The organism is Streptomyces coeruleorubidus (assembly GCF_008705135.1).
GTDB lineage: Bacteria > Actinomycetota > Actinomycetes > Streptomycetales > Streptomycetaceae > Streptomyces > Streptomyces coeruleofuscus.
In genome coordinates this window covers 1,859,282-1,884,781 of sequence record NZ_CP023694.1, presented here as the reverse complement: position 1 = coordinate 1,884,781, position 25,500 = coordinate 1,859,282, and the positions used below count along the sequence as shown (strand labels likewise).

Annotated in this window: 26 protein-coding genes and 5 tRNA genes; 22 read left to right on the top strand and 9 right to left on the bottom strand. The window is 72.4% G+C overall.

Annotated elements, in window-relative coordinates; all coding sequences use genetic code 11:
* Nucleotides 1-195 precede the first annotated feature (195 nt).
* The 3 genes from CP976_RS08835 (at nt 196) to CP976_RS08825 (ending at nt 2,512) form a co-directional block, all read left to right on the top strand.
* A complete protein-coding gene (locus CP976_RS08835) occupies nt 196-1,374 on the top strand; it encodes a glycerophosphodiester phosphodiesterase (protein WP_150479843.1) in 1,179 nt (392 codons plus the stop codon).
* 88 nt (nt 1,375-1,462) lie between these two features.
* Nucleotides 1,463-1,957: an RNA polymerase sigma factor gene (locus tag CP976_RS08830; protein ID WP_150479842.1), complete on the top strand. Its 495-nt coding sequence runs from the start codon at nt 1,463-1,465 to the stop codon at nt 1,955-1,957.
* A 57-nt stretch (nt 1,958-2,014) separates the two neighbouring features.
* On the top strand, nt 2,015-2,512 hold the full coding sequence (locus CP976_RS08825; protein ID WP_150485276.1) for a GNAT family N-acetyltransferase: 498 nt from the start codon (nt 2,015-2,017) through the stop codon (nt 2,510-2,512).
* 61 nt (nt 2,513-2,573) lie between these two features.
* On the opposite strand, the gene CP976_RS08820 is transcribed toward CP976_RS08825, so the two are convergent.
* Nucleotides 2,574-3,005 (bottom strand): hypothetical protein, encoded by a 432-nt coding sequence (locus CP976_RS08820; RefSeq protein WP_150479841.1) that lies wholly within the window; start codon nt 3,003-3,005, stop codon nt 2,574-2,576.
* Nucleotides 2,986-3,345, bottom strand: a complete 360-nt coding sequence (locus tag CP976_RS08815; protein WP_150479840.1) for a hypothetical protein — start codon at nt 3,343-3,345, stop codon at nt 2,986-2,988. The genes CP976_RS08820 and CP976_RS08815 overlap by 20 nt, the downstream gene beginning before the upstream one ends.
* 69 nt (nt 3,346-3,414) lie before the next feature.
* On the opposite strand from CP976_RS08815, the gene CP976_RS08810 reads away from it, so the two are divergent.
* From CP976_RS08810 to CP976_RS08765, 10 genes are all read left to right on the top strand, one after another.
* Nucleotides 3,415-4,065 carry an HAD family hydrolase gene (locus tag CP976_RS08810; RefSeq protein WP_150479839.1) on the top strand — a complete coding sequence of 217 codons (651 nt, stop codon included), beginning with the start codon at nt 3,415-3,417 and terminating at the stop codon, nt 4,063-4,065.
* A 386-nt stretch (nt 4,066-4,451) separates the two neighbouring features.
* Nucleotides 4,452-5,486: a methionine ABC transporter ATP-binding protein gene (locus tag CP976_RS08805; RefSeq protein WP_167537304.1), complete on the top strand. Its 1,035-nt coding sequence runs from the start codon at nt 4,452-4,454 to the stop codon at nt 5,484-5,486.
* Nucleotides 5,483-6,190 carry a methionine ABC transporter permease gene (locus tag CP976_RS08800; RefSeq protein WP_086853799.1) on the top strand — a complete coding sequence of 236 codons (708 nt, stop codon included), beginning with the start codon at nt 5,483-5,485 and terminating at the stop codon, nt 6,188-6,190. Before CP976_RS08805 ends, CP976_RS08800 begins: the two co-directional genes overlap by 4 nt.
* A gap of 62 nt (nt 6,191-6,252) precedes the next feature.
* Nucleotides 6,253-7,074 carry a MetQ/NlpA family ABC transporter substrate-binding protein gene (locus CP976_RS08795; RefSeq protein WP_150479837.1) on the top strand — a complete coding sequence of 274 codons (822 nt, stop codon included), beginning with the start codon at nt 6,253-6,255 and terminating at the stop codon, nt 7,072-7,074.
* A 140-nt stretch (nt 7,075-7,214) separates the two neighbouring features.
* Nucleotides 7,215-7,847: a GNAT family N-acetyltransferase gene (locus CP976_RS08790; RefSeq protein WP_150479836.1), complete on the top strand. Its 633-nt coding sequence runs from the start codon at nt 7,215-7,217 to the stop codon at nt 7,845-7,847.
* A 153-nt stretch (nt 7,848-8,000) separates the two neighbouring features.
* Nucleotides 8,001-9,215, top strand: coding sequence for a precorrin-6y C5,15-methyltransferase (decarboxylating) subunit CbiE (gene cbiE / locus CP976_RS08785; protein ID WP_150479835.1), 1,215 nt, complete (start codon nt 8,001-8,003; stop codon nt 9,213-9,215).
* Between the two features lie 367 nt (nt 9,216-9,582).
* The gene (cobT, locus tag CP976_RS08780) at nt 9,583-13,737 is read left to right on the top strand and encodes a nicotinate-nucleotide--dimethylbenzimidazole phosphoribosyltransferase (protein WP_150479834.1); all 4,155 of its coding nucleotides are present in this window, start codon (nt 9,583-9,585) and stop codon (nt 13,735-13,737) included.
* 159 nt (nt 13,738-13,896) lie between these two features.
* Nucleotides 13,897-15,138, top strand: coding sequence for a uroporphyrinogen-III C-methyltransferase (gene cobA, locus CP976_RS08775; RefSeq protein ID WP_150479833.1), 1,242 nt, complete (start codon nt 13,897-13,899; stop codon nt 15,136-15,138).
* 64 nt (nt 15,139-15,202) lie between these two features.
* Entirely contained in the window at nt 15,203-16,021 is an 819-nt protein-coding gene (locus CP976_RS08770; protein ID WP_150479832.1) for a TrmH family RNA methyltransferase, read from the top strand.
* 9 nt (nt 16,022-16,030) lie between these two features.
* Nucleotides 16,031-16,423, top strand: a complete 393-nt coding sequence (locus tag CP976_RS08765; protein ID WP_150479831.1) for an NUDIX domain-containing protein — start codon at nt 16,031-16,033, stop codon at nt 16,421-16,423.
* 50 nt (nt 16,424-16,473) lie between these two features.
* Here the strand turns inward: CP976_RS08765 and CP976_RS08760 are convergent, their stop codons facing one another.
* Nucleotides 16,474-17,928: a serine/threonine-protein kinase gene (locus tag CP976_RS08760; protein WP_150479830.1), complete on the bottom strand. Its 1,455-nt coding sequence runs from the start codon at nt 17,926-17,928 to the stop codon at nt 16,474-16,476.
* A gap of 195 nt (nt 17,929-18,123) precedes the next feature.
* Between CP976_RS08760 and CP976_RS08755 the strand changes: the two genes are divergently transcribed.
* From CP976_RS08755 to CP976_RS08740, 4 genes are all read left to right on the top strand, one after another.
* Nucleotides 18,124-18,363 (top strand): hypothetical protein, encoded by a 240-nt coding sequence (locus CP976_RS08755; RefSeq protein ID WP_150479829.1) that lies wholly within the window; start codon nt 18,124-18,126, stop codon nt 18,361-18,363.
* A 234-nt stretch (nt 18,364-18,597) separates the two neighbouring features.
* The gene (locus CP976_RS08750; RefSeq protein ID WP_086565651.1) at nt 18,598-18,804 is read left to right on the top strand and encodes a hypothetical protein; all 207 of its coding nucleotides are present in this window, start codon (nt 18,598-18,600) and stop codon (nt 18,802-18,804) included.
* 326 nt (nt 18,805-19,130) lie between these two features.
* A complete protein-coding gene (locus CP976_RS08745; RefSeq protein WP_150479828.1) occupies nt 19,131-20,072 on the top strand; it encodes a phosphotransferase family protein in 942 nt (313 codons plus the stop codon).
* A 79-nt stretch (nt 20,073-20,151) separates the two neighbouring features.
* Nucleotides 20,152-20,442: a TFIIB-type zinc ribbon-containing protein gene (locus CP976_RS08740; RefSeq protein ID WP_150479827.1), complete on the top strand. Its 291-nt coding sequence runs from the start codon at nt 20,152-20,154 to the stop codon at nt 20,440-20,442.
* A 64-nt stretch (nt 20,443-20,506) separates the two neighbouring features.
* Here the strand turns inward: CP976_RS08740 and CP976_RS08735 are convergent.
* The 5 genes from CP976_RS08735 to CP976_RS08715 all read right to left on the bottom strand — a co-directional run bounded on the left by CP976_RS08735 (nt 20,507) and on the right by CP976_RS08715 (nt 20,976).
* Nucleotides 20,507-20,578: transfer RNA gene (locus CP976_RS08735), tRNA-Val, on the bottom strand.
* Nucleotides 20,579-20,621: 43 nt separating this feature from the next.
* Nucleotides 20,622-20,693 (bottom strand) — tRNA-Val (locus tag CP976_RS08730).
* 25 nt (nt 20,694-20,718) lie between these two features.
* Nucleotides 20,719-20,790, bottom strand: a tRNA-Val gene (locus tag CP976_RS08725).
* Nucleotide 20,791: 1 nt separating this feature from the next.
* Nucleotides 20,792-20,865 (bottom strand) — tRNA-Cys (locus CP976_RS08720).
* A gap of 38 nt (nt 20,866-20,903) precedes the next feature.
* Nucleotides 20,904-20,976, bottom strand: a tRNA-Gly gene (locus CP976_RS08715).
* A gap of 178 nt (nt 20,977-21,154) precedes the next feature.
* Between CP976_RS08715 and CP976_RS08710 the strand changes: the two genes are divergently transcribed.
* From CP976_RS08710 to CP976_RS08700, 3 genes are read left to right on the top strand one after another with little or no spacing between them, the layout of a single operon-like run.
* On the top strand, nt 21,155-22,201 hold the full coding sequence (locus CP976_RS08710; protein ID WP_150479826.1) for a chorismate-binding protein: 1,047 nt from the start codon (nt 21,155-21,157) through the stop codon (nt 22,199-22,201).
* The gene (locus tag CP976_RS08705; RefSeq protein ID WP_150479825.1) at nt 22,198-23,019 is read left to right on the top strand and encodes an aminotransferase class IV; all 822 of its coding nucleotides are present in this window, start codon (nt 22,198-22,200) and stop codon (nt 23,017-23,019) included. The genes CP976_RS08710 and CP976_RS08705 overlap by 4 nt, the downstream gene beginning before the upstream one ends.
* Before the next feature lie 53 nt (nt 23,020-23,072).
* Complete coding sequence (locus tag CP976_RS08700) at nt 23,073-23,897, top strand: GNAT family N-acetyltransferase (RefSeq protein WP_150479824.1); 825 nt, start codon at nt 23,073-23,075, stop codon at nt 23,895-23,897.
* A gap of 41 nt (nt 23,898-23,938) precedes the next feature.
* Here the strand turns inward: CP976_RS08700 and CP976_RS08695 are convergent, their stop codons facing one another.
* Nucleotides 23,939-24,481, bottom strand: coding sequence for a DsbA family protein (locus CP976_RS08695; protein WP_150479823.1), 543 nt, complete (start codon nt 24,479-24,481; stop codon nt 23,939-23,941).
* A gap of 162 nt (nt 24,482-24,643) precedes the next feature.
* Between CP976_RS08695 and CP976_RS08690 the strand changes: the two genes are divergently transcribed.
* Together CP976_RS08690 and CP976_RS42825 are read left to right on the top strand one after the other, a co-directional pair.
* Nucleotides 24,644-25,087, top strand: a complete 444-nt coding sequence (locus CP976_RS08690) for a hypothetical protein (RefSeq protein ID WP_150479822.1) — start codon at nt 24,644-24,646, stop codon at nt 25,085-25,087.
* A 151-nt stretch (nt 25,088-25,238) separates the two neighbouring features.
* Entirely contained in the window at nt 25,239-25,415 is a 177-nt protein-coding gene (locus CP976_RS42825; protein ID WP_167537303.1) for a hypothetical protein, read from the top strand.
* Nucleotides 25,416-25,500 lie beyond the last annotated feature (85 nt).

Below are 25,500 nucleotides of genomic sequence, written 5' to 3'. Positions count from 1 at the left end.
TTCCCAGAACCACCGCACCGAATCGCCGGGACGCGACGAACCCGGCGAGTCGCCGACGAGCCGTCAGTTCCTCGCCCCCACCAGCCACTACGACATCCGTCGTCACCCACGTGTTCCGCCCGGCGTCTCCCACCCGTCATGTACGCGCCCGTACGATCGGCCCGCACTGACGAGCCGACGGCAGGGAGGGCGCTCATGGGAACGCAGAGGCCGAACGAGGAGACGAGCGGAACGGGACGGCGGGCCCTGCTCGGCGCGGCGGTCCTCGGCGCCGGGGGAGCGGTCCTCGGCATGACCGGCACGGCGAGAGCCGACAGCGCCCGGCGCGGCGGACAGGGCGGACACGGCGGGCTGAAGAGCCTGCCCAAGCCGACGATCGTCGGCCACCGCGGGGCCAGCGGCTACCGCCCGGAGCACACCTTCGGCTCGTACCAGCTGGCCCTCGACATGGGGGCCGACATCGTCGAGGCGGGCGACCTGGTGCCGACGAAGGACGGTCACCTCGTCTGCCGCCACGAGCCGGAGATCGGCGGCACCACGGACGTCGCCGACCACCCCGAGTTCGCCGACCGCAAGAAGACCAAGCTCCTCGACGGCGTCTCCACCACCGGCTGGTTCGCCGAGGACTTCACGCTCGCCGAGCTGAAGACCCTGCGGGCGAGCGAGCGCATCCCGGCCAACCGCCCGCACAACACCCTCTACAACGGCCGCTGGGAGATCCCCACCTTCGAAGAGGTCCTGAAGTGGCAGGACGAGCAGACCCGCAAGCGCGGCAAGCAGGTGTGGATCTACCCCGAGCTCAAGCACCCCACCTACTTCCGCAAGCAGGGCCTCCCCCTGGAGGAGCGGGTCGCCAAGCTGCTGCGCAAGTACCGCAAGGACCGGCGCACCTCCCCGGTCGTCCTCCAGTCCTTCGAGCCGACCAGCATCGAGCGCCTCAACAAGCTCGTCGACAACCCCTTGGTCGTCCTGCTGTCCTCGGCGGACACCCGGCCCTGGGACTTCGTCGAGACGGGTGACCCCCGCACGGTCGCCGACCTGGTCAAGCCGGCCGGCCTGCGGGAGATCGCCTCCTACGCGCAGGGCATCGGCCCGACCCTCGACCTGATCATCCCGCGCGACGCCAAGGGCAACCTCACGCAGCCCACGACACTCGTCGCGGACGCGCACAAGGTGGGCCTCGTCCTGCACCCGTGGACGCTGCGCAACGAGAACCCCTTCCTGCCCGCGAACTTCCGCAAGGGCACGGACGCGGACGCCTACGGTGACGTGTTCGGCGCGTACAAGGCCTACTTCGCGACCGGTATCGACGGCGTCTTCACGGACCAGCCCGACACGGGCGTGCTGGCCCGCGAGGACTTCGTCAGCGGCTGAGCGTCAACATGTGAGCCCACACCCCCCGGTCGAGTGAGCTTCGGCCGCCGGGGCAACCCGTGGCCCGGGCGGCCGCGTCGCTCCGCATATGACCCACGACCTGGTCACCGCGCTCCGCCCGCTGCTCACCGCCGAGGCCTCCGCGGAGGCATATGCCACCGGAGCCGAGCCGGGTGATCTGGAGCAGGCGGTCTGGCTGCGCCTGCTGGAGCGCCTCGACGCCGAGGGTCCGCCGCTCGACCCGCAGCGATGGCTCCGCCGGGCCGTCCGCTCGGAAGCGCGCCGCACCCGCCGTACGAGCCGCCTCGAACGGCCGTACGGCGTCGAACCCGCCGAGGACGGCGACCGCGGCCCCGAACAGCTCGCCCTCGCCGCCGCCCGCGGCCGTGCCCTGCGCGCGGCCGTACGCCGCCTCCCCGGCCGCTGTCCCCGGCTGATGGAGGCCCTGCTCTCTCCCGAGGACCTGACATACCGGGAAATCGCAGGGGAGTTGGGTATCTCACAGGGGAGTCTTGGCCCGGAACGTTCGAGATGCCTGGGATGTCTGCGCAGATTGCTCACACCGGAGGTTGCGGCCCGCTGAGGAGGGGGATAGGAGTGAGGAACGACAGGTGATCAGATGAGCGGGAGGCGTGCGCACATGGGCATGAGCGTGACCATCTCTGCGGCGACCGCGCAGGACGCGGAGCAGATTTTCAGGCTGCAGTACCTGTGCTTCCAGCCGGAGGCGGCGCTGTACGGCAACTACCGCATCGACCCGCTCGTCCAAACCCTCGACTCGGTCCGCGAGGAGGTCGCCCGCGACTGTGTCTTCGTGGCCCGGCTCGGCGAGGAGGTCGTCGGCTCGGTCCGCGGCTCGGTGACCGAGGACGGCGCCGCCGCCATCGGCAAGCTGTGCGTCCACCCCCGCCTCCAGGGCCACGGCATCGGCGCCCGCCTCCTCCGCGCGGCCGAATCGGCCCTCGCGGACCAGCACGGCGCCAAGCGCTTCCGTCTCCACACCGGCCACCGCAGCGAGGGTCACCTCCGCCTCTACCGCAAGGTGGGCTACGAAACGGTGGGCACGTCCCAGGGCGCGGACGGCATCCCGATGATCGTCCTGGAGAAGCCGGCCAGTACGTACGCAGCGACGGCTTGATTCCTAGGGGCGCGGGGAACTGCGCGAACAGCCACGACGCACCTGCAGTCGCCGGCGCCCCTCAGCCCGTATCCCCCTGCCGCGCACGCGACGTCCGCAGCCAGTAGATCGCCGACAACGGCAACAAGACCGGAATGAACAGGTAGCCCATCCCGAAGTCCGACCACACGGTCGCGTCAGGAAATGCCGACGGCTCGACCAAGGTCCACGTCCCCACCGTCAGCACACCCACCAACTCCGCGACACAACACACCAGCGCAACCCGCCGCGCCGTCTCCCCGCCCCGCACCAGCGAGTACGTGATGAACCCGTACACGACACCCGCCACGGCGGACAGTGAGTACGCCAGCGGCGCCCGGTCGAACTCCGTCGCGATCTGATACGCGGACCGCGACACCGCCCCGACGACCATCACGCCGTACAGCCACACCAGCAGCGTGCCCGGCCCGCTGATCAGCCGCCGCCGGCTCACCTCAGCCTCCCCAGATGTCATAGAGCCGCACCTCCAGCACAGCCAGCACCACACCGCCGGCGGCGACCGTCACCGAACCCCACCGGGTGCGCTCCGCCAGTGACATGAACCCCGCCGCCGGGACGCACGCGAACGCCCCCAGCAGATACGCCACGAAGATCGTCGTGCCCTGCTCCGGCTTCTCGCCCCGCGCCAGCAGCACGATCCCGGCCGCCAGCTGGATCAGCGTCAGCAGCGTGACCACGGCCATCCCGATGAAGTGCCAGTCCTTCGTCGGCTGGTCACGGTAGGCGGCCCAGCCGCACCAGGCGGCGAGCAGCAGCGCGGCGACGCCGGTCACCAGCGTCAGGGCATCAAGCATGCTGCGACCTTATTACGGCCGAAAAGGCCCGATGCCTGCGGCCCTGGCCCGCACCGTAGGGTCGAGGTCATGAAGATCCACGCGCACGCCCTGCTGTTCGACAACGACGGAACCCTGGTCTCCTCCCTCGCCTCGGTGGACCGCTGCTGGACGCGGTGGGCCACGGAGTACGGGATCACGGCCGAGGAGTTCGCCCGGGTCGAGCTGCACGGCCGGCCGGCCGCCGAGATAGCCGCCGACCTGCTGCCCGCCGACGTCGTGCCGGAGGCCGTCGCGCGGATCGAGGACCTCGAGGTGGAGGACGTGCCCAACGGCGGTGTGCACCTGCTGCCGGGGACCCGCGCCTTCCTCGACGCCCTGCCCGCCGAGCGCTGGGCCGTCGTCACCTCCGCCACCCGACGGCTGGCCGAGGCCCGGCTCGACGCCGTCGGCATCCTGCCCAAGACGCTCGTCGCCGCCGACGACATCACCCGCGGCAAGCCGGACCCCGAGCCCTACCTGCTCGCCGCCCGCACCCTCGGCGTCGACCCCGCCCGGTGCGTCGTCTTCGAGGACGCTCCCGCGGGTCTGACGGCCGGCCGGGCCGCCGGCATGACCACCGTGGCGTTGGCCACAACCCACCGGGCCGACGAGCTCCAGGCCGATCTGGTGGTCGAGAACCTGTCGGCCTTGTCCGCACTGGTCACCGAGCGGGGTGTGGAGATCTCCCTGCGAGGCTGACGGGAGCCGGTCGTGTCCGGACCCTGTCCACCGCTGTCCAGCATCCGGACAGCAGCGGCCGGTCAGGACCGTACGCGTGTTTTACTGACGGCATGACCACGACGAGCGACCGCATTCCCGCGACCGAGGCGACCATGACGCCCGGTGCTCGTTGTATGTGTCGAATGTGCGCCTTCTAGAGGGCCCCCGCACCACCCCCTGAGCTCGCGCCCCGAAGCGAGACCGCGGCATGTCCGCACGCCCTGAGCCGTGCGTGACACCAAGCCGACCGCGCACATGTTCTCTCCGGTTCCCCGCCCCAGCGAGAACCGTGTCGCGTCCCTGAACGAATGCACCTGTGCCCGGGCACACCCACGCCCGCGCACTCGACAGTGACGGAAACCCACGTGATCACCACAACGGACCTGACCAAGGTCTACCGTTCGCGCGGCCGCGAGGTCACCGCCCTGGACGGCGTCGACCTGCACGTCCGCGAAGGCGAGGTGTACGGCGTCATCGGCCAGTCCGGTGCCGGCAAGTCCTCGCTGATCCGCTGCGTCAACCTCCTGGAGCGCCCCACCTCCGGCACCGTGACGGTCGCCGGACAGGACCTCACCGCCCTGGCCGGCCGCGGCTCACGCGCCGGAAGGGAACTGCGGCAGGCGCGCAGCCGGATCGGCATGGTCTTCCAGCACTTCAACCTGCTGTCCTCCCGGACGGTCCAGGACAACGTCGAACTGCCGCTGGAGATCCTCGGCAAGTCCGGCGGGGAACGCTCCCGCAAGGCACTGGAGTTGCTCGACCTGGTCGGCCTCGCCGACAAGGCGGGCGCCTACCCGGCGCAGCTCTCCGGTGGCCAGAAGCAGCGCGTCGGCATCGCCCGCGCCCTGGCCGGCGACCCGAAGGTGCTGCTGTCCGACGAGGCCACCAGCGCCCTCGACCCGGAGACCACCCGATCGATCCTGGCGCTGCTGCGCGACCTGAACCGGCAGCTCGGCCTGACCGTCCTGCTCATCACGCACGAGATGGACGTCGTGAAGTCGGTCTGCGACTCGGCCGCGCTCATGGAGAACGGGCGCATCGTCGAGTCGGGCACCGTCAGCGAACTGCTCGCCACCCCCGGCTCCGAGCTGGCCGCCGCGCTGTTCCCGCTCGACGGCGAGGCCTCCGGCGAGGACCGCACCGTCGTCGACGTCACCTTCCAGGGCGAGAGCGCGACCCAGCCCGTCATCTCGCAGCTCGCCCGCACCTACAACATCGACATATCGATCCTCGGTGCGGCCATCGACACCGTCGGCGGCCTCCAGGTCGGCCGGATGCGCATCGAACTGCCCGGCCGCTACGAGGACAACGTCGTGCCGATCGGCTTCCTGCGCGAGAAGGGCCTCCAGATCGACGTCCCGGGCCACGAGTCCGTACTGGTGAAGGAAGGTGCCCAGTGACCTGGTCCGAAATGCAGCCCCTGCTGGAGCAGGCGTGTTGGGACACGCTCTACATGGTCGGCTGGTCCACGCTCATCGCCGTCGTCGGCGGACTGCCGCTCGGGATCCTGCTGGTCCTGACCGACCGCGGCGGGCTGCTCCAGAACGTCGTCGCCAACAAGGTCATCGGGCAGATCGTGAACATCGCCCGCTCGCTGCCGTTCATCATCCTGATGGTCGCGCTGATGACCTTCACCCGCTGGATCACCGGCACGACCATCGGCCGCGAGGCCGCCATCGTGCCGCTCGCCGTCGGCGCCATCCCCTTCTTCGCGCGTCTGGTCGAGACGGCAGTCCGCGAAGTGGACCACGGACTCGTCGAGGCCGTGCAGGCCATGGGCGGCAACACCTGGACCGTCGTCCGCAAGGTCCTCGTCCCCGAGTCCCTGCCGTCGCTGATCTCCAGCACCACGACCACGGTCGTCGCCCTCATCGGCTACTCCGCGATGGCGGGCACCGTCGGCGCCGGCGGCCTCGGCGACATCGCCATCCGCTACGGCTACCAGCGCTTCGAGACCCAGATGATGTGGATCACCGTCGCGATCCTCGCCGTCGTCATCTCGGTCATCCAGTTCGCCGGCGACTACGCGGCCCGCTCCCTGCACCGCCGCGGCGCCCACTCGGGCCCCGCCCCGAAACTGCGGCTGCTCAAAGCCGCCTCCTGAACTCCCCGTTCACCCACAACGGGGCCGCACCACCCGCAAGGCCATAAGGAAAGGCACTTTTCGTGCGTAACACCGCCAAGATCACCACCGCCGTCCTCGCCGCCGGAGCCCTCACCCTCGGGCTCAGCGCTTGCGGCGCGGGCAACTCCGGCTCCGACGGACCCCTGATCGTCGCCGCGAGCCCCGTCCCGCACGCCGAGATCCTCAACTACGTCAAGGACAACCTGGCGAAGAAGGAGGGCCTCGACCTGGAGGTCAAGGAGTTCACCGACTACACGTCGCAGAACCCCGCGACGCAGGACGGCTCCGTCGGCGCCAACTACTTCCAGAACAAGCCGTACCTCGACGACTACAACAAGAAGAACGGCACGGACATCGTGCCCGTCGTCACGGTCCACCTGGAGCCGCTCGGCCTCTACTCCCGCAAGGCCGAGAAGGCCGGCGACCTGAAGAGCGGTGCGACCGTCGCCGTCCCCAACGACACGGTCAACGAGGCCCGCGCGCTCAAGCTCCTCGCCGCCCACGGGCTCATCACCCTCAAGGACGGCGTCGGCAACGAGGCGACCCCCTCCGACATCACCAAGAACCCGAAGAAGCTCAAGTTCAAGGAGCTGGAGGCGGCCCAGACGCCGCGCTCCCTCGACGACGTGGACGCCGCCGTCGTCAACGGCAACTACGCCATCGAGTCCGACCTCAAGCCGTCGAAGGACGCCCTCGTCCTGGAGTCCCCGAAGAACAACCCTTACGGCAACTTCCTCGCCGTCAAGAAGGGCCAGGAGAACGACCCGCGGGTGAAGAAGCTCGCGAAGCTCCTCACCTCGCCCGAGGTGAAGAAGTTCATCCAGGACAAGTACGCCGACGGCTCCGTGCTCGCCTCCTTCTGAGCCCACGCCCGGCACCCGTCACGCACGGGGTCCGCCCCCACCCGGTGGGGAGGACCCCGTGGTGCGGATCAGTGCTTTCATGCTGCATGCTGGGCAGTTCAGCAGGCCCTGAAGGTTCACCGAAGGTAACGGAGCGGCGCATGACGAGCACCTTTCCCAACGTCTCCATCAGCACGGAGCGGTTGGTCCTGCGTCCCTTCGAGGAGCCGGACATCCAATCGTTCGCCGACATGATGAACGACGAGCTCGTCACCGCCTGGACCTCCGTCCCGCGGCCCTACACCGAGGCCCACGCCCGCTCCTGGATCACCGAACTGGCCCCCGCCGAACGGGCCGAGGGCCGCGGCATCGTCTTCGCGGTCACCGAGTTCCTCACCCAGCGCCTCGTCGGCGTCGTCCACCTCCGCAACACCGACTGGCGGATCCGCTCCAGCGAGATCTCCTACGTCATCGCCCCCTGGGCCCGCGGCGAGGGCTACGCCTCCGAGGCGGCGCTCATCACCGCGCAGTGGCTCTTCAACGACCAGAAGTTCGAGCGCCTGGAACTGCGCACCCCGGCCGACAACACCGCCTCCCAGCAGGTGGCCCAGAAGATCGGCTGCATCAGCGAGGGAGTGCTGCGCGGCGCCTGGATAGCCCGGGCACGGACGGACGACGGCGAGTGGACCGAGGTCCGCACCGACCTGATCGTCTGGAGCCTGCTCCCCGAGGACCTCGAAGGCGTGGGCGACCAGCTGCCCGGCGGCTTCACGTCCTTCGGCGACTGGAACTGATTCCGGCGACCGGAACCGACCGGAACGGACACCTGCGCGACGGCACCGCCGCCCCCTTCGCCGGCTTCACCGGGTAGTCTCACGGAGCCCGCCCGCGGGCCCCTCATCACACGGCACACAGACGACCTGCGAAAACCCTGGAGACTGACGACGATGGCCGACCGGGTCACGGTGATCGGCTGGGACGGTTCGCCGCTGACCGCCGCGGCACGCGCCGCCCTGGGTGCCGCCACGCTCGTGGCGGGCGCAGCCCACCATCTGGCGCTCCCGGAGGTACCCGCCGGCGCCGAGCGCATCCGCCTCGGCAGCGTCGCCCTCGCCGCCCGCCGCATCGCCGCCCACCGCGGCACGGCCGTCGTGCTCGCCGACGGCGACCCCGGCTTCTTCGGCGTCGTCCGCACCCTGCGCGCTCCCGAGTTCGGCCTCGAAGTAGAGGTCGTCCCCGCCGTCTCCTCCGTCGCCGCCGCCTTCGCCCGCGCCGGCATGCCCTGGGACGACGCACAGGTGGTCGTCGCACACCGCCGCACCCTGCGCCGCGCGGTGAATGTATGCCGCGCCCACACCAAGGTGGCAGTCCTCACCTCACCCGGCGCCGGCCCCGCCGAACTCGGCCTGCTCCTCGAAGGAGTCCACCGCACCTTCGTCATCTGCGAGGAACTCGGCACCGCACACGAGCGGGTCAGCGTCGTCACCTCCGAGAAGGCCGCCGACCACACCTGGCGCGACCCCAACGTCGTCATCGTCCTCGGCGGCCCGGTCGGCACCGCGGGGGAGACCGGCGGCTGGATCGCCGGCCGCGACCCGTCCGCCGGACCACGCGGCTGGTCCCTGCCCGCCGAGGCGTACGGCGGTGACCTCGGCGAGGGCGAGACCCAACTGCTGCGCGCCTCCCAACTCGCCCGCCTCGGACCCCGTATCGGCGACCTCGTGTGGGACATCGGCTGCGGCAGCGGTGCCTTCGCCGTCGAGGCCGCACGCGCCGGCGCCGCCGTCATCGCCGTCGACAGCGACCGGGCGGCCTGCGCCCGCACCGACGCGGCCGCCCGCCGCCTGGGCGTCCAGCTCCAGATCGTGCACGGCGCCGCCCCGCACGTCCTGGAGAACTTCCCCGAACCCGACGTCGTCCGCGTCGCCGGCGGGGGAGCGGCCGTCGTCTCGGCCGTCGCGGACCGCCGCCCGCAGCGCATCGTCACGCACGCCGCCACCCGGGACGCGGCCGAACTCGTCGGCCGGGACCTGACGGAGCACGGATACGGCGTCGAGTGCGCCCTGCTCCAGTCCGTCGAACTCGACACCCGGACCTGGACGGAGAAGGAACGGAGCGTCGCGTTCCTGCTCAGCGGGGTGCTTCCCCGGCGCAGCGCCTGATCCCGCCGCCGTCCCCGTGATCGGGTTGTCGTACTGCGCGCGGTAGGCTGGCCGATCGCTGCACCGCACGCGGACGTCCGGCAGATCGTCGGTCAATGTCCGGAAAGCCCGCCCGTTTTGGGGTGAGTGTGGTACGGCAGAACCGGAGGACGCGCAACGTGGCGCAGTCCACAGCGGAACCGTCGCGGATCAACGTGCAGTGACGGTGGTTCGGCCGCAACAATGCCAGTGAGTGGCTTTGTCGCCTTTTACAGGCGGGCCGTTCGTGCCGCTGGGGACGCACGCTCGTTCTTCACTGTGGGGCGGTCGGTGCGCCGTTCCGGGTGAGCTGGTCGTAGGAGCACTAACCGATGGGCGAGGGGTACGCATGACCGACACCGGCCAGGTCCCGGGCGAGGGACTGCCGGAGAGCGCAGGCATGGTGGAACAGCCGGGCGCCCCCGCGCACGGTGCGTACGCCTACCTCTCCGAGGACACCGTCGAGGACGAGGACCTGCTGTTGCCGGGCTCCCACGGCGCCTGGGGCAACGAGGTCGTCCCGCCCGCGCCGGAGCCGGTCGTCGAGGCCGTGCACCAGCCGGGCCCGCACGAGCTCTCCGGCCGCGACAGCGGCTCGGTCGACCTCGGCGGCGTCCGCCTGCCCGACCCGCCGCCGATCCCGCCCATCACCCCGCGCCGGCCGCTGCACCTCGGCCCGCCCCTGCCCGACAGCTCCGCCAGCCCGGTCCGCTCGCTCGCCGACCGCGGCCCCGCGGGAGCGCCGGCCCGGCAGGCCGCAGCGCCCGCGCCCGGCCCCGAGTACCTCGACGCCCCGCGCGCCCCGGAGGCGCCCGCGCCGGCCGCCGCGCCCTGGGGCGCGCAGGTCCCGCCCCAGGCCCAGGTGAGCGCCGGGGCGGCGCCTGCGGAAACGGTTGTTCCGTCAACAGAGCCGACGGGCACGGCCCAGGCCGTCGCACCCCCCGTCACCCCGGAGCCGGCCCCCGCGGCAGCGGCGGTTCCGGCCCCGGCCCCTGCCGGGTCCGCGCAGGCCGCCCACGCCGAACAGCCCGCGCAGAGTGCGCCCGCGCCGGGCGAGCCCGCAGGTAACCAGGTGGCCGTCGGCGAGCCGGAGCAGGCCGTCCCCGTGCAGGGGGCGGTGGCTGCGGGCGACCCCGCTGGGGTGGGCGTCGGCCCTGCCGGGGAGCAGGTGGCCGCGGTCGAGTCCGTGCAGGGCGCGGCGGTCGCGGTCGAGCCGGCTGGTGCGGGCGTGGGCCCGGAGGGTGAGCCGGTGGCCGCGGCGGAGTCCGTGCAGGGCGCGGCGGTCGCGGTCGAGCCGACGGGTGCGGGCGCTGGCCCGGAGGGTGAGCCGGTGGCGGCCGCCGAGCCGGAGCAGGGCGCTTCCGTGCAGGATCCGGGCGTCGCGGGTGCCCCCGTCGACGTGACCGTCGATCCGGACGCCGGTCAGGTGACCCCCGCCGAGGCCGCGGCCGTGTCCGCTGCGGGAGCGGTTCCGGGGGAGACGCCGGAGCCGGTCGTCGACGGCTCTGGTCAGGACGGTGAGCCGGCACTCGCCGAGGAATCTCCCGAGGTACCCGGGCAAGGTGCCGCCGACGGATCCGCCGACGGTGGTGAGCAGACCCCGGCGGCTGCCGCGGAGCAGGACGTGGCGCACGCTCCTGTCCCGGAGGCCGCACCGGCGCCGGAGGCGGTCCCGTTCCCGGAGGCTGCCACCGCGCCCGAGCATGCCGTCGTGGCGCCGCCCGAGGCTGACGCAGCGGCAGCTGACGGTGCCCCGTCGCCGGACGAGGTGGGCCCCGAAGCCGCTGGCCAAGCACCGGACCCGGTGGCCCCCGACGCCGCTGCACAGGCCCCGGCAGCGGAAGTCGGCCCCGAGGCTGCCGCAGCGGGCGCGCCCGCGGCCGAGTCCGCCGCGCAGGAGCCGGAGGCCGGTGGCGACGAGGCCGCCGCGCAAGCCCAGGCCACCGAGCCGATCGCCCAGGCTCCCGAGGGAACTGACGCCGAGGCAGCCGCGCGGGAACCCGAGATGACGGCACCGCAGACCGCCGCTGCCGCCCCCGAAGCGCCCGCCGCTGCCACGCCGACCCCGGCCGCCGAGACGGTCGCCGCGGCAGCCGACGCTCCGGCTGCCGAGCCCGCCGAAGCACTCGCCGCCGAAGCACCCGCCTCCGAAGCACCCGCCTCCGAGGCGCCCGTCGACGCACCGGAGGCGACCGCACCGCCCCAGCAGCCCTCTGCTGCCCCGGTGCCTCCTCAGCCCACCGAGCCGGCCACACCCGACTCCGGAGCCGAGGTCCCCGCACCTGCCCAGGCAGCCCCTGACACGACCGCCGCCGAGGCAGCGGCACCGGCCCAGACCCCCGAGACGCCCGCGCCCGACCCCACAGCCGAGGCGGCGGCACCCGCACCCGAGCCGGTAGCCGCCACACCCGACCCGGCTGAGGTCACCCCCACCCCCGTGGCACCGGAAGCCCCCCAGGCCCCGCAGCCCCCGGAGAGCACTCCGCCCTCCGCCGAGGACGTCACGGTCGTACTCCCCGGACTGGCCCCGGACGAGCAGGCCGGACAGCACGTCCAAGGCCCGCAGCAGTCCCAGGCCGCCGTCCCCCAGCCGGCCCAGCCCGAGGCGGAACCCGTGGTCATCGTCCCCGCACCCCGCGAAGGCGAAGCCGAACTCGCACAGAACGCCGACGACCTGGACACCCGGGGCGCCGAACAAGAAGACCTGGCGGACCAGGAACGACACGAAGCAGAGAGCGCGGCAGCAGTGGCAGAAGCACGACAGTCCACCGGCCCCGCCGCCCCCGGCTACGACCCCGCCGAGCGCGAGGCCGTGCTGAAGGTCATGCGCGAACGCCGCGACATCCGCAACGGCTTCCGCAGCGATCCCATCCCGCACGAGGTGCTGCTCCGTGTCCTGGAGGCCGCCCACCACGCGCCCTCCGTCGGTCACTCGCAGCCCTGGGACTTCGTCGTCATCCGCTCCGCCGACACCCGGCGCGCGATGCACGAACTGGCCATGCGCCAGCGCGACGCGTACGCGAAGTCCCTCCCCAAGGGCCGGGCCAAGCAGTTCAAGGAACTGAAGATCGAGGCCATCCTCGACACCCCGGTGAACATCGTCGTCACCGCCGACCCGACCCGCGGCGGCCGCCACACCCTCGGCCGCCACACCCAGCCCCAGATGGCGCCGTACTCGGCCGCCCTGGCCGTGGAGAACCTCTGGCTCGCCGCCCGCGCCGAAGGCCTCGGCGTCGGCTGGGTCAGCTTCTTCGACGAGCGCGAGATGGTCCGCGCCCTCGGCCTGCCCGAGCACCTCGAAGTCATCGCCTACCTGTGCGTCGGTTACGTCGACGAGTTCCCGGACGAGCCCGAGCTGCTTCAGGCGGGCTGGTCCAAGCGCCGCCCGCTGTCGTGGGTCGTGCACGAGGAGACGTACGGCCGCCGCGCCCTGCCCGGAGAGGAACCGCACGACCTGCTGGCCGAGACCGTCGCGCAGATCCGCCCGCTCGACGCCAAGGCGCTCGGCGAGGCGTGGGAGCGCCAGAAGCGTATGACCAAGCCGGCCGGTGCGCTGGGCATGCTGGAGATCATCTCCGCACAGCTGTCGGGCCTGTCCCGCCAGTGCCCGCCGCCCATCCCGGAACCCGCGGCCGTCGCGATCTTCGCCGGCGACCACGGCGTGCACGCGCAGGGGGTCACCCCCTGGCCGCAGGAGGTCACGGCCCAGATGGTGGCCAACTTCCTCGGCGGCGGCGCCGTCTGCAACGCCTTCGCCACCCAGGTGGGCGCAGAGGTGTGCATCGTCGACGTGGGCGTCGCCGCCGACCTGCCGGCCACGCCCGGCCTGCTGCCGCGCAAGGTCCGGGCCGGCACGTCGGACATGACCACCGGGCCCGCGATGACCCGCGAGGAGGCCAAGCAGGCCATCGAGGTGGGCATCGACACGGCCCGGGACCTGGTCGCCGCCGGCAACAAGGCACTCCTCACCGGCGAGATGGGCATCGCGAACACGACCGCGTCCGCCGCCCTGATCTCCGTGTTCACGGGTGCCGACCCGGCCGAGGTCACGGGCCGGGGCACCGGCATCAACGACGAGACCCTCGCCCGCAAGACCGAGGTCGTCCGCCGCGCCCTCGAACTCCACCAGCCCGACCCGGCCGACCCGGTCGGCGTGCTCGCCGCGATCGGCGGCTTCGAGCACGCCGCCATCGTCGGCCTCCTCCTCGGCGGCGCGTCCCTGCGCACGCCGGTGATCCTGGACGGCGTCAGCGCCGGCGCCGCCGCCCTGGTGGCCCGCGCGATCGCCCCGGAGGTCCTGGCCGCGTGCATCGCGGGCCACCGCAGCGCCGAGCCGGGCCACGTGGCCGCCCTGAACAAGCTCGGCCTGCGCCCCCTGGTCGACCTGGACCTCCGCCTGGGCGAGGGCACAGGCGCCCTCCTGGCCCTCCCCCTGGTCCAGAGCACGGCCCGGGCGATGCACGAGGTGGCGACGTTCGATTCGGCGGGAGTGACCGAGAAGTAAGGCTCCTGAGGTGCGCGTGGGTCCGTGGGCACGGACCCACGCACCCGCACCCGGTGGCGACGCCCAGCCACCGGACACCTGTGCCACCCCGAACACCCGCGCCGTAAAATCCGCACGTCAGGGCTACCGAACCACCGCCGCAACAGGAGCCGCACCCTCATGGCCGAACACCCCGCCTACCCCGTAGGCCTCCGCCTCACCGGCCGCCGCGTGGTCGTCCTCGGCGGCGGCCAGGTCGCCCAGCGCCGCCTCCCGGCCCTCATCGCGGCGGGCGCGGACATCTTCCTCGTGTCCCCCGAGGTCACCCCGTCCGTAGAGGCCATGGCGGACGCCGGCGAGATCACCTGGCACCAGCGCCCCTACGAGGAAGGCGACCTCGCCGACGCCTGGTACGCCCTCATCGCCACCGGCGACACGGAAGCGAACACCAGGGCCTCCGCCGAGGCGGAACGCAACCGCGTCTGGTGCGTCCGCTCCGACGACGCCGACGAGGCGACGGCCTGGACCCCGGCCACCGGCCACAGCGAGGGCGTCACGGTCGCCGTACTGACCACGGACGCCCGCGGCCGCGACCCGCGCCACACCGCCGCCATCCGCGACGCCGTCGTCGAGGGACTGCGCGACGGCACGCTCGTCGCCCCACACCACCGCACCCGCACACCCGGCGTCGCCCTGGTCGGCGGCGGCCCCGGCGACCCGGACCTGATCACCGTGCGCGGCCGCCGCCTGCTCGCCGAGGCGGACGTCGTCATCGCGGACCGCCTCGGCCCGCGCGATCTCCTCGCCGAGCTCCCGCCCCACGTCGAGGTGATCGACGCGGCGAAGATCCCTTACGGTCGCTACATGGCCCAGGAGGCCATCAACAACGCGCTGATCGAGCACGCGAAGCAGGGCAAGTCGGTGGTCCGTCTGAAGGGCGGCGACCCGTACGTCTTCGGCCGCGGCATGGAGGAACTCCAGGCCCTCGCCGAGGTCGGCATCCCCTGCACGGTCGTCCCCGGGATCTCCAGCTCGATCTCGGTCCCGAGCGCGGCCGGTATCCCGGTCACCCACCGCGGTGTCGCCCACGAGTTCACCGTGGTCAGCGGCCATGTCGCGCCGGACGACGAGCGCTCCCTGGTCGACTGGCCGTCCCTGGCCAGGCTGACCGGCACGCTGGTGATCCTCATGGGCGTCGACAAGATCGGAAAGATCGCGGAGACGCTCGTCGCGCACGGAAAGCCGGCCGACACCCCCGTCGCCCTCGTCCAGGAGGGCACGACGGCGGCTCAGCGCCGGGTCGACGCGACCCTCGCGACGGTCGCGGAGACCGTCCGTACCGAGGACGTGAAGCCCCCGGCGGTCATCGTCATCGGCGAGGTCGTGAAGGTCGGCCCCACCGTCGGCGCACCCCGCAAGTAACCCCGGGTAACACAACCGTCCCAAGCCGTTGGCACCGCACCCAGGACAAGGCAGTATCAACCCTGTGGCCGATCTCATCACCGTCGAGGATCCCGACGACCCGCGCCTGCACGACTACACCGGCCTGACCGACGTGGACCTGCGCCGCAAGCGCGAACCCGCCGAGGGCCTGTTCATCGCCGAGGGCGAGAAGGTCATCAGAAGGGCCAAGGAAACGGGCTACGAGATGCGGTCCATGCTGCTCTCGGCCAAGTGGGTCGACGTCATGCGCGACGTCATCGACGAACTCCCCGCCCCGGTCTACGCCGTCAGCCCGGAGCTCGCCGAGCAGGTCACCGGCTACCACGTGCACCGCGGCGCGCTCGCCTCCATGCAGCGCAAGCCCCTGCCCACGGCGGCCGACCTCCTCCAGACCGCCCGCCGCGTCGTGATCATGGAGTCGGTCAACGACCACACCAACATCGGCGCGATCTTCCGCTCCGCCGCCGCCCTCGGCATGGACGCGGTCCTGCTCTCCCCGGACTGCGCCGACCCCCTCTACCGCCGCAGCGTGAAGGTCTCCATGGGTGCCGTCTTCTCCGTGCCGTACGCCCGGCTGGACACCTGGCCCAAGGGCCTGGAGTCGGTCCGCGAGGCCGGCTTCACGCTGCTCGCCCTCACGCCCGACGAGAAGGCCCGGACCCTCGACGAGGCCGCCCCGCACACCATGGACCGCGTGGCCCTCATGCTCGGCGCCGAGGGCGACGGCCTGTCCACCCAGGCCCTGGTCGCCGCCGACGAATGGGTGCGCATCCCCATGTCCCACGGCGTCGACTCCCTCAACGTGGGCGCGGCGGCCGCCGTGGCCTTCTACGCCGTGGCCACCGGCCGCCCTCACTCCTAGGGGCCGTACGTGGAACAGCGCCAGGCGATCGTCGCCGTACTGCTGCGCGGGGACCTGGTCCTCGCGATCCGGCGGGGCCCGGCGGTCGCCCGTCCCGGCTACTGGCAGCCGCTGAGCGGCAAGCTCGAACCGCGCGAGACCCAGGAGCAGGCGGTCGTCCGGGAGGTCCGCGAGGAGGTCGGCCTCACCGTCGTGCCGCTGGCGAAGGTGTGGGAGTCGGAGACCGACGACCACCTCTTCCGCCTCCACTGGTGGACCGCCCGCGCGGACACGGGGGAGGTCGTCCCCGACCCCGCCGAGGTCGCCGAGACCCGCTGGGTCACGCCGGAGGAGTTCCTCACCCTGGACCCGGTCTTCGACGGCGACCGCGAGTTCTTCGAGCGGATCCTGCCGGGGCTGTGACCGCAAGGCCCAAGGCGGTAAAGGCCTGCGGGCCGTAAAGCTTCGAAGCCTTACGGTCCGAATTCCTGCCGGACGCTCTCCTGCCGCGCACCGCCGCTGCCGCCGTCGCCGCCGAGTCCCCGCGCCGCGCCCTGACAGCCCTGCACCAGGGCGATGCCGACGGCCACCAGCAGCGTGACCACGACGAACACGAACAGCCGCTGCCGCAGCAGCCGGGGGTTGGCGGGCCGCAGCCCGGTCCCCGTGTTCCTGGACGCCGGCCGCCCGGTACCGCTGTGCGGGGCGGTGCGGTTGCCGCTGCCCGACCGCGTCCCGTTGCGTCCGGTGGGCGTCGGCCGTGATCCGGACCGCGACGGAGTGCCGCCGCGTGAGGCCCCGGAGCCGCGCACCGGAGTCCTGCCGCGGTTCCCGCCGCCTGTCGACCGGTTCCCGCCTCCCGTCGCACGGGACCCGCCCCGCACGCCGGAGCCTCCCTGGGACGCGGGACCGTCCGGCGACGGAATGCCGTCCCCGGGCCCGGAGGAGCGCCGCGGCGAGGGAGCCCCCCGGCCGCGCTGCGCCCCGGAAGCACCCGCACCCTGCTGTCCCTGCGGACGCCGGCCGCGCTCGGGGTAGGTGTCGGCGGGCCGGTCCGTCTCCGCACCGCGCGGCGCGGGCGGCCGTACGCCGGTCAGGTCCTGCGACTCCCGGGCCGCGATCTCCTTGAGCCGCATGGACAGTTGGAGCGTGCTGGGCCGTTCCTCCGGGTCCTTCGCCAGGCACGCCCGGACGAGCGGAGCCAACGCGTCGGGTACGCCGTGCAACTGCGGTTCCTCGTGCACGACGCGGTACAGCATCACCTCGGAACTGCCGTGCCCGAAGGGCGAGTCGCCCATCGAGGCGTACGCTAGCGTGGCGCCGAGCGAGAACACGTCCGTGGCCGGTGTGACGGTGGCCCCGCGCACCTGCTCCGGTGCGAGGAAGCCCGGCGAGCCGACCGCCGTACCGACGTGGGTGAGCGTCGAGGCGCCGGTGGCCCAGGCGATGCCGAAGTCGATGATCCGCGGCCCCTTCGGGGACAGCAGGATGTTGGACGGCTTCAGGTCCCGGTGCACGACCCCGGCCTCGTGCACCGCGACCAGGCCCTCCGACAGGGCGGCGCCGACGGCCGCGAGGTCGGCCGCGCCGAGCGGTCCCTCGGCGGCGACCTTGTCGTGCAGGGAGGGGCCGGGCACGTACTGCGTGGCGAACCAGGGCCGGTCCGCGTCGAGGTCGGCGGCCACGAGCCGTGCCGTGCACCCGCCGCGAATCCGTCTGGCCGCCGAGACCTCACGGGCGAACCGCGAGCGGAACTCCTGATCCTCCGCCAGGTCAGGCCGGATGACCTTGAGCGCGACCCGCTGCCCCTTCTTGTCGGAGCCCAGGTAGACCACGCCCATCCCGCCCGCGCCGAGCCGTCTGTGAAGCCTGAACGAGCCGACGACGCGCGGGTCCTCGCGCCTCAGGCGCATCATCGCCATGTTCATCCCCGCTGCCCGGTCCTGTGACGAGCCACAGCTTACGTTTCCACAGCCGCCCGCGCGCAGAGGCCGCGCCCTCTCGGAGCGATGGATTGTCAGTGGTGGGTGGGAGACTTGAAGGGTGGTCAGGGGGCGCGCCGACAGGCCGTGTTCGCGCGAGGGACGACCCCAACCGCCTGCCACGGAAGGGGGATTGGACCCGTGAAGGGTGACCGTGTGGAGATAGTCGTGGACGCCGGCGACAAGACGCGCACGTATGAGGTGGTGGCGAGCAGGGCGGGCCGCAGGGTGGAGACGGCGGTACGTCGAGGTGTCGTGGAAGTGAGCGAAGTCACCAGGAGCGGAACCGTCGTGCGTACGGCCCGTTTCATGGCGAACCGGGTGCTGGCACTGGTCGAACAGCCGATTCCGAGGGAGGAAAGCTCGGACAAAGCGGGATGAGCCGGGCGTCCCTTCGGGGAAGACCCTGAGACCTGGGCCGTCGTCTCCACCCAGGGGAGTACACCGCAGGTGACGGCTCATCCTCCGGGAGGCCCGGCAATCGGTACGAGGGCATGACGCCCGGGGAGGGCCGCACGCCTAGATTTGAGGTCAAGCGGCGGGTGCAGCACTCGTCCCCCGAGGTCAGACACCCGCCGCTGCCGACTACAACTGAGAACGGTCAGGAGAGGGACCATGGCCCACACGGCACCGCGGACGCTGATCCGCGAAGAGGGACGCAAGGTGTACGCCGCCGCGTTCCGCCGCCGCCAGGGTCGTCGCCACCCCGTGGTGGCGACGCTGATGGCCCTTCCTCTGGCGGTCCTGCTCCTCCTCGTCTTCGACGGGTGGGAGACAGTGGCCACACAGGCGTCGTCCGTGGGAGAGATGCTGGGGCGCTGAGCGGCGACCCCAGGCCCGGAAGAGCGGTCCGGGCGGGGACATCCCACCCATGAAACCCCGTGGGGACGGGGGTGCGGCGGACGGCACAAATGCCGGCGCAGCTGGGGAGCTGCGCCGGCATTGCTGTGTGCGCACGCCGCACCGCCGGGTCGCGGACCCACCTGGCCCCGGCAGCCGCTGGCGGCACCCCGCACCGCCGGGTTGCGGCCCCACCCGGCCCCGGCAGCAACGCCGAGGACCTGGCAAGCGGATCCGGCACCGACGCCGAGCACCTGATCCCAAGAGTGCCTTACCTCCCGGCCCCACCTGCGCGTACTCTCGCCCCGGTGAAGCCCGCCCCCGCCCTGCTCGTACAGCAACTCACCGCCAAGGCCCGAGCCACAGCCCACGCACGCTCCTCGACCTGCCCCTGCGGAGCGGCCACACTCGCCGACCGCCCCGACGGCATCGTCGTACGGCACGCGGACACGGTCGCGAAGGCCCACCCGGAAGACACCGACCCGAGCGGACTGACCACCCGTCTCACCATCGCCACCCACCACCCCGGCATCCTCCTGCCCCCACTCGTCCCGACCCCCGCCGACCTGCACGGCCGCCTCGTGACGTTCTGGCCGTACGGCATCCCCGTCGACCCGGACACCCCCGACGCCGCTCCCTGGGAAGCCGCCGCCACCCTCCTCGCGCGACTGCACCGCACCCCGGTCCCGCCCGGCTTGCCCACCATGCGAGGCCCCGCCAAGGCGGCCCGGGCCGTCGCCCGGCTCCGGGCCGCCGGCCCGCACCCCGCCGCCACCCCCGTCCTGCGCGCCTGGGACACCCTCCCCGCCTGGGCCCGGGGCGAGGCCCCCATGCCGCACACCGGCACCTTGTGCCACGGCGACCTCCACCTCGGCCAGCTCATACGCCACCCCGCCCCCGAAGGCCCCTGGCTGCTGATCGACGTGGACGACCTCGGTGTCGGCGTCCCCGCCTGGGACCTCGCCCGCCCCGCCGCCTGGTACGCCTGCGGACTGCTCGCGCCCGGCGAATGGGTCCGGTTCCTCGCCGCCTACCGCGCCGAGGGCGGCCCCGCCGTCCCGGCCGACGGCGATCCGTGGCCCGCCCTGGACGTCCCCGCCCGCGCCCTCACCGTGCAGACCGCGGCCCGGGCCGTCGCCAAGGCGGTCGCGGCCGGCCGCCCCCTCGACGAGGTGGAGCAGTCGGTCGTGGACGCCTGTGACCGAATGGCTACCGTCCCGCCGCAGTTGGCGCAGGAGCACCCGAAGTAGGGTGCAACCGACCACAGCCGGACAGAGTCTGTCCTGGCGACACATGAAGCAGGACCGACCGGCGAGGAGTTGAACCACCATGCAGTGTCCGAAGTGCCGTGCGCCGATGCACACGTACAACCGCAACGGTGTCCAGATCGAGCAGTGCAGCGGCTGCCGCGGGATCTTTCTCGACTACGGCGAGCTGGAGTCGCTGACCCGCCTGGAAGCCCAGTGGTCCCAGTCGGCCCCGCCGCCCCCGCCCGCCCCGCAGGCCTACCCCGCCCCTCCGGCCCCCGCCTGGGGAGCCCCGCACGGTGGCCACGGACACCATGGCCACCAGGGTCACCACCGGCAGAAGGGCTTCGGGCGCATGCTGTTCTCGTCCTGACACCAGGACCGTGACACGACGGAGCCCCCGGCCGATGCGTACGGCCGGGGGCTCCGGTGTGGTGTGGACGATACTGGGATTGAACCAGTGACCTCTTCCGTGTCAGGGAAGCGCTCTCCCGCTGAGCTAATCGTCCTCGGGACCATGACCACTGGATGCAGCGGATCATGGGCACTGCGTGCGCGATACTGGGATTGAACCAGTGACCTCTTCCGTGTCAGGGAAGCGCTCTCCCGCTGAGCTAATCGCGCGGGTCGGATCTTCGAGCAGATCCAGTGGACGATACTGGGATTGAACCAGTGACCTCTTCCGTGTCAGGGAAGCGCTCTCCCGCTGAGCTAATCGTCCTTGGAGGTGGAGACGGGATTTGAACCCGTGTAGACGGCTTTGCAGGCCGTTGCCTCGCCTCTCGGCCACTCCACCAGGAGTGTAGGGAACCGGGAAGATCCCCACTTCCTTCGAGCGGACGACGAGGTTCGAACTCGCGACCTCAACCTTGGCAAGGTTGCGCTCTACCAACTGAGCTACGTCCGCTTGTCGTTTCCGTCCGCTCTCGCGGCCCGGCGACGAGTTGAACTCTAGCGGATTCCCGGGCCAGCACAAAAACGCGTTTGTGCAGCGTGCTGCGCTTCCCCTGCTCAGGCCGGTCACAGTGCCTCACGAAGGGACATCCCCCGGTCACCCGCGGGACACCCGCCATAGACTCGACTGCGTGCTCGACCTCCCTCCCCTCGCCCGCTTCGGCGACCGTGTCGCCACCGGGCTCCTCGACGTCACCGACGATCCCGAAGCCCTGGAGTCCAGCGGTTTCTGGGCGGTCTGCGCCGACTTCGAGGGCCGTCTGACCTGCGCACGCTTCCGGGACGTGCGGAAGGCGGCCGTGCCCGCCCCCGTGCCCGGCGCGTGGCGGGGACCGGCGGCGAGTGACTGGACGTCGTCGCTCGACCGCGCCGCGTACACGGCGGCGGTACGACGGATCCGCGAGCACATCGCGGCCGGCGAGGTCTACCAGGCGAACCTGTGCCGGGTGCTGTCCGCGCCCGTCGCACCCGGCGCCGACGTGGACGCCCTCACCGCGCTGCTGGCCCGCGGCAACCCGGCGCCCTATGCAGGAACGATCCGCCTGCCCGGTCACGGCGTGGAGATCGCCACCGCGTCCCCCGAGCTGTTCCTGCGGCGCGACGGACGCGTCGTCGAGTCCGGGCCGATCAAGGGCACCGGCCGCACCGAGACGGACCTGCTGGAGAAGGACTACGCCGAGAACGTGATGATCGTGGACCTGGTCCGCAACGACATCGGGCGGGTCTGCGCCACCGGCAGTGTGACGGTGCCCGACCTGTGTGCCGTCGAGAAGCATCCGGGGCTGGTCCACCTCGTGTCGACGGTCCGCGGTGAGCTGGGGGAGGGGGCCGGCTGGGCCGAGCTGCTCGCCGCCGCCTTCCCGCCCGGCTCCGTCACCGGCGCGCCCAAGTCGAGCGCGCTGCGGATCATCGACGCGCTGGAGACGGCGCCCCGCGGGCCGTACTGCGGGGGGATCGGCTGGGTCGACGCCGACCGGCGGGTCGGTGAGCTGGCCGTCGGCATCCGTACCTTCTGGATCGACCGGGCCGGCGGCGGTGTGCTGCGCTTCGGCACCGGCGCCGGCATCACATGGGGCTCCGACCCCGAGGGGGAGTGGCGGGAGACCGAGCTGAAGGCGGCCCGGCTGCTCGCGATAGCGTCGGGAGCGTATGAGGTGAGTGGAGAGGACCTGACGTGAAGATCTGGCTCGACGGTGACTTGCAGGACACGGAGTCCGCCCGCGTCTCCGTCTTCGACCACGGGCTCACCGTGGGCGACGGCATCTTCGAGACCGTGAAGGCCGTGGACGGCCGGCCGTTCGCGCTCACGCGGCACCTCGACCGGCTGACCCGGTCGGCGCGCGGCCTCGGCCTGCCCGACCCGGACCACGACGAGGTGCGCCGCGCCTGTGCCGCCGTCCTCGAGGCCAACCCCATGCCGCTCGGCCGCCTGCGCATCACCTACACCGGCGGCCACGGCCCGCTCGGCTCCGACCGCGGCGAGCACGGCCCGACCCTCGTCGTCGCCCTCGGCGAGACCACCCGCCGCCCCGACTCCACCGCCGTGATCACGGTCCCCTGGACGCGCAACGAGCGCGGCGCGCTCACCGGCCTGAAGACCACCTCGTACGCCGAGAACGTCGTCGCCCTCGCCCGCGCCCGCGAACAGGGCGCTTCCGAGGCCCTGTTCGGCAACACGGTGGGACAGCTCTGCGAGGGCACCGGGTCCAACGTCTTCGTCGTCCTCGACGGCGAGATCCACACGCCGCCGCTCGCCTCGGGCTGCCTCGCGGGCATCACGCGCGCGCTGGCGATCGCATGGACCGGCGCCAGGGAGACCGACCTGCCGCTGGACGTGCTGTATCGGGCCGATGAGATCTTCCTGACGTCCACGCTGCGGGACGTCCAGGCCGTGCACCGGGTCGACGACCGTGAGCTGCCCGGCGCGCCCGGCCCGGTGACCGCCAAGGCCATGCGGATCTTCGAGGAGCGGTCCGGGGACGACCTCGACCCCTGACCGCCCCGCATATTCGGCTGAACAGGGGCGTGGTTGCGGGTAGAACACCCCTGATGACCACGACCCTGCGGCCGACCGAGCCGCTTCAGCAGAACGCCGACGGGACGCGCTCGCGCCGCTACCAGGTGTGCGTGAACAGCCGTCCCGTAGGGGCGATACACCTCGGCACGCATCCCGTGTTCGGCGACGCCGTGGCCCGGATCACGAAGCTGCGCATCGACGAACCGGACCGCGGACGCGGCCGGGGCACCGTGGCCGCGCTCGCCGCCGAGGAGGTGGCGCGCGGCTGGGGGTGCCGCCGTATCGAGGCGACCGTGCCCGCCGACGCCGCCGCGGCGTTCCGGCTCGCCACCGCGCTCGGCTACGTCGTGCGCAACCGCGGCATGGAGAAGCCACTCGGCGACACCCCACCGGAGCTGCCGGAGGGCAGCCGTGCCCGGCCCATGACGGAGGCGGAGTTCGGCCCCTGGCTGGAGGCGGGCAAGGAGGGCTACGCCCGGAGCTGGATCGAGCGGGGCGTTCCGGAGGCCGAGGCCCGCGCCAAGTCGGAGCGGGACCACGCCACCCTGCTGCCCGACGGCCTCGCCACCCCCGGCATGCTCATCAGCGTCCTGGAACACGAGGAGACGGCGGTGGGCGTGCTGTGGCTCGCGCTGCGCGCGGACAGCGCCTTCGTCTTCGACGTCGAGGCGCACGCCGCCCACCGCGGCAAGGGACACGGCCGCACCCTCATGCTGCTGGCCGAGGCCCAGACGATCGTCGAGGGCAGGCGCGCCGTCGGCCTCAACGTCTTCGCCGGCAACACCCCGGCCGAACGGCTCTACGCGTCGCTCGGCTACGAGACGAAGTCGTACGCGATGTACAAGCCGCTGGTGTAGCGGCCGGGCGGGGACGGCGGCCAGGGGCGGGGGCCTTCGGGTCAGCCCTGCTGCTCCTGCTTCTGCTCCTGCCCGGCCAGCAGCCGGTCCGCGATCTGCTCGATCCGCTCGCGCAGCCCCGCCTGGCTCTTGCCCCCGTCGAGCCGCTCACCGCCGATGACGTACGTCGGGGTGCCGGTCACGCCGATCGCCTTGCCCTCGGCCTGGTCGGCGTCCACGATCAGGATGTGCCGGCCGTCGATCAGGGCCGTGTCGAACTCCTCGGCGTCCATGTCCAGTTCGCTGGCCAGCTCGACCAGGAAGGGTTCTCCCTTACGGCCCAGCTCCTCGACCCGCGCCAGGAGCGCCTCGGCGTACTCCCAGCCCCGGCCCTGCTCCCACGCCTCCTCCGCGGCCTGGGCAGCGGCGAAGGCGTGCTTGTTCTTCTCCAGGGGGAAGTGCCGCAGCCGCAGCTCCACGCGGTGGCCGTAGCGGGCGCGCAGGGAACGGAGGTCGTCCAGCGCGGTACGGCAGTCCGGGCACTGGAGGTCGCACCAGACCTCGAGGACGGGGGCGGCGGCAGGGGCGGGGGAGGAGTCGCTCATACCGACATTCTCCCAGGCCCTACACCCGCACCGGCACCTGCGGAGGAGGCGACCCGGAGATGTCCCTGATGTCGGGCCGGGGCATGGCCCCCCGGGGTACGGCGGGTGCAGGATGGAAGGGACGAAGTGCCCTGCCCGACCGCGCCACGCCTGGAGGACCGGATGATTGCCGAGACCGTCTGCTCCGCCGTGTCCGCGGCAGGCCTGGGTATTGCGGCCATCACGGCGTACCGCAAGCGTTTCCTCGCGGCGACCCGTATCGCGGCGTACTCGCTCGTGCCGATCGGCCTGGTCATGACGGGCGTCGTCGAGTGGCTGGCCGACACCGCGTTCAGCCTGACCGCCTGGGCGGGCTTCGGGGTGCTCGGTGTCGCGTGGCTGCTGTTCATGACCACGCGTGTCGTGGAGCGCCGCCGCGGCGGCACCCGCAAGGAGCGCAGGGCGGCCCGCGCGGCTGCCCAGTCCGAGGCTGTGGCTCCGGCGGCCTCGGCTCCCTCCCTGGGCCAGGGCCAGGGGTCCCGCCCGGCCACCCGGCCGGCGCCGGCGTCCCGGGGCGACGACGACTTCAGCGACATCGAGGCCATCCTCAAGAAGCATGGCATTTGACGGCCGCGTGCCGGCCGAATCGTCACAGTGGGTCCGAGGGTGCGCGGAAGTGATCACAACCTGAACCGGACCTCGCGGAATCGGCGCACTCCCGCACGGAACGAGGGCGCTGATCGCGTCTGGCCCGGCACTGCGTCATCATCGCCGCGAGATGCTGGACACGACGAATCAGAGCGACCCCGCGCCGCCGCAGGACGAGCCCCGTCCTCGGCAGGACGAGCCACGTGGTTGCCTCTTCGCCCTTTCCCAGCCACCGCTGATGATCTTCCTGGCGGTGATCGGGAGTCTGCTGCTCATGGCCTCGTTGCACGATCTGCTGTTGCTGTGAGCCGTACCCGCGGTACCCGGCGCCACCCGCCGGGACCGCGTCGGCATCGACGCTCCGCCCGTCAATCGCCCCGGAGGCGGGGCGG

Excerpts from the sequence above, each read along its gene's own strand:
- CP976_RS08690 (WP_150479822.1), top strand. The coding sequence starts at position 24,644 with ATGATTGCCGAGACCGTCTGCTCCGCCGTGTCCGCGGCAGGCCTGGGT.
- CP976_RS08830 (WP_150479842.1), top strand. The coding sequence starts at position 1,463 with ATGACCCACGACCTGGTCACCGCGCTCCGCCCGCTGCTCACCGCCGAG.
- CP976_RS08695 (WP_150479823.1), bottom strand. The coding sequence starts at position 24,481 with ATGAGCGACTCCTCCCCCGCCCCTGCCGCCGCCCCCGTCCTCGAGGTC.
- CP976_RS08835 (WP_150479843.1), top strand. The coding sequence starts at position 196 with ATGGGAACGCAGAGGCCGAACGAGGAGACGAGCGGAACGGGACGGCGG.
- CP976_RS08810 (WP_150479839.1), top strand. The coding sequence starts at position 3,415 with ATGAAGATCCACGCGCACGCCCTGCTGTTCGACAACGACGGAACCCTG.
- CP976_RS42825 (WP_167537303.1), top strand. The coding sequence starts at position 25,239 with ATGCTGGACACGACGAATCAGAGCGACCCCGCGCCGCCGCAGGACGAG.
- CP976_RS08760 (WP_150479830.1), bottom strand. The coding sequence starts at position 17,928 with ATGAACATGGCGATGATGCGCCTGAGGCGCGAGGACCCGCGCGTCGTC.
- CP976_RS08820 (WP_150479841.1), bottom strand. The coding sequence starts at position 3,005 with ATGACATCTGGGGAGGCTGAGGTGAGCCGGCGGCGGCTGATCAGCGGG.
- CP976_RS08815 (WP_150479840.1), bottom strand. The coding sequence starts at position 3,345 with ATGCTTGATGCCCTGACGCTGGTGACCGGCGTCGCCGCGCTGCTGCTC.
- CP976_RS08790 (WP_150479836.1), top strand. The coding sequence starts at position 7,215 with ATGACGAGCACCTTTCCCAACGTCTCCATCAGCACGGAGCGGTTGGTC.
- CP976_RS08750 (WP_086565651.1), top strand. The coding sequence starts at position 18,598 with ATGGCCCACACGGCACCGCGGACGCTGATCCGCGAAGAGGGACGCAAG.
- cbiE (WP_150479835.1), top strand. The coding sequence starts at position 8,001 with ATGGCCGACCGGGTCACGGTGATCGGCTGGGACGGTTCGCCGCTGACC.
- CP976_RS08700 (WP_150479824.1), top strand. The coding sequence starts at position 23,073 with ATGACCACGACCCTGCGGCCGACCGAGCCGCTTCAGCAGAACGCCGAC.
- cobA (WP_150479833.1), top strand. The coding sequence starts at position 13,897 with ATGGCCGAACACCCCGCCTACCCCGTAGGCCTCCGCCTCACCGGCCGC.
- CP976_RS08825 (WP_150485276.1), top strand. The coding sequence starts at position 2,015 with ATGGGCATGAGCGTGACCATCTCTGCGGCGACCGCGCAGGACGCGGAG.
- CP976_RS08740 (WP_150479827.1), top strand. The coding sequence starts at position 20,152 with ATGCAGTGTCCGAAGTGCCGTGCGCCGATGCACACGTACAACCGCAAC.
- cobT (WP_150479834.1), top strand. The coding sequence starts at position 9,583 with ATGACCGACACCGGCCAGGTCCCGGGCGAGGGACTGCCGGAGAGCGCA.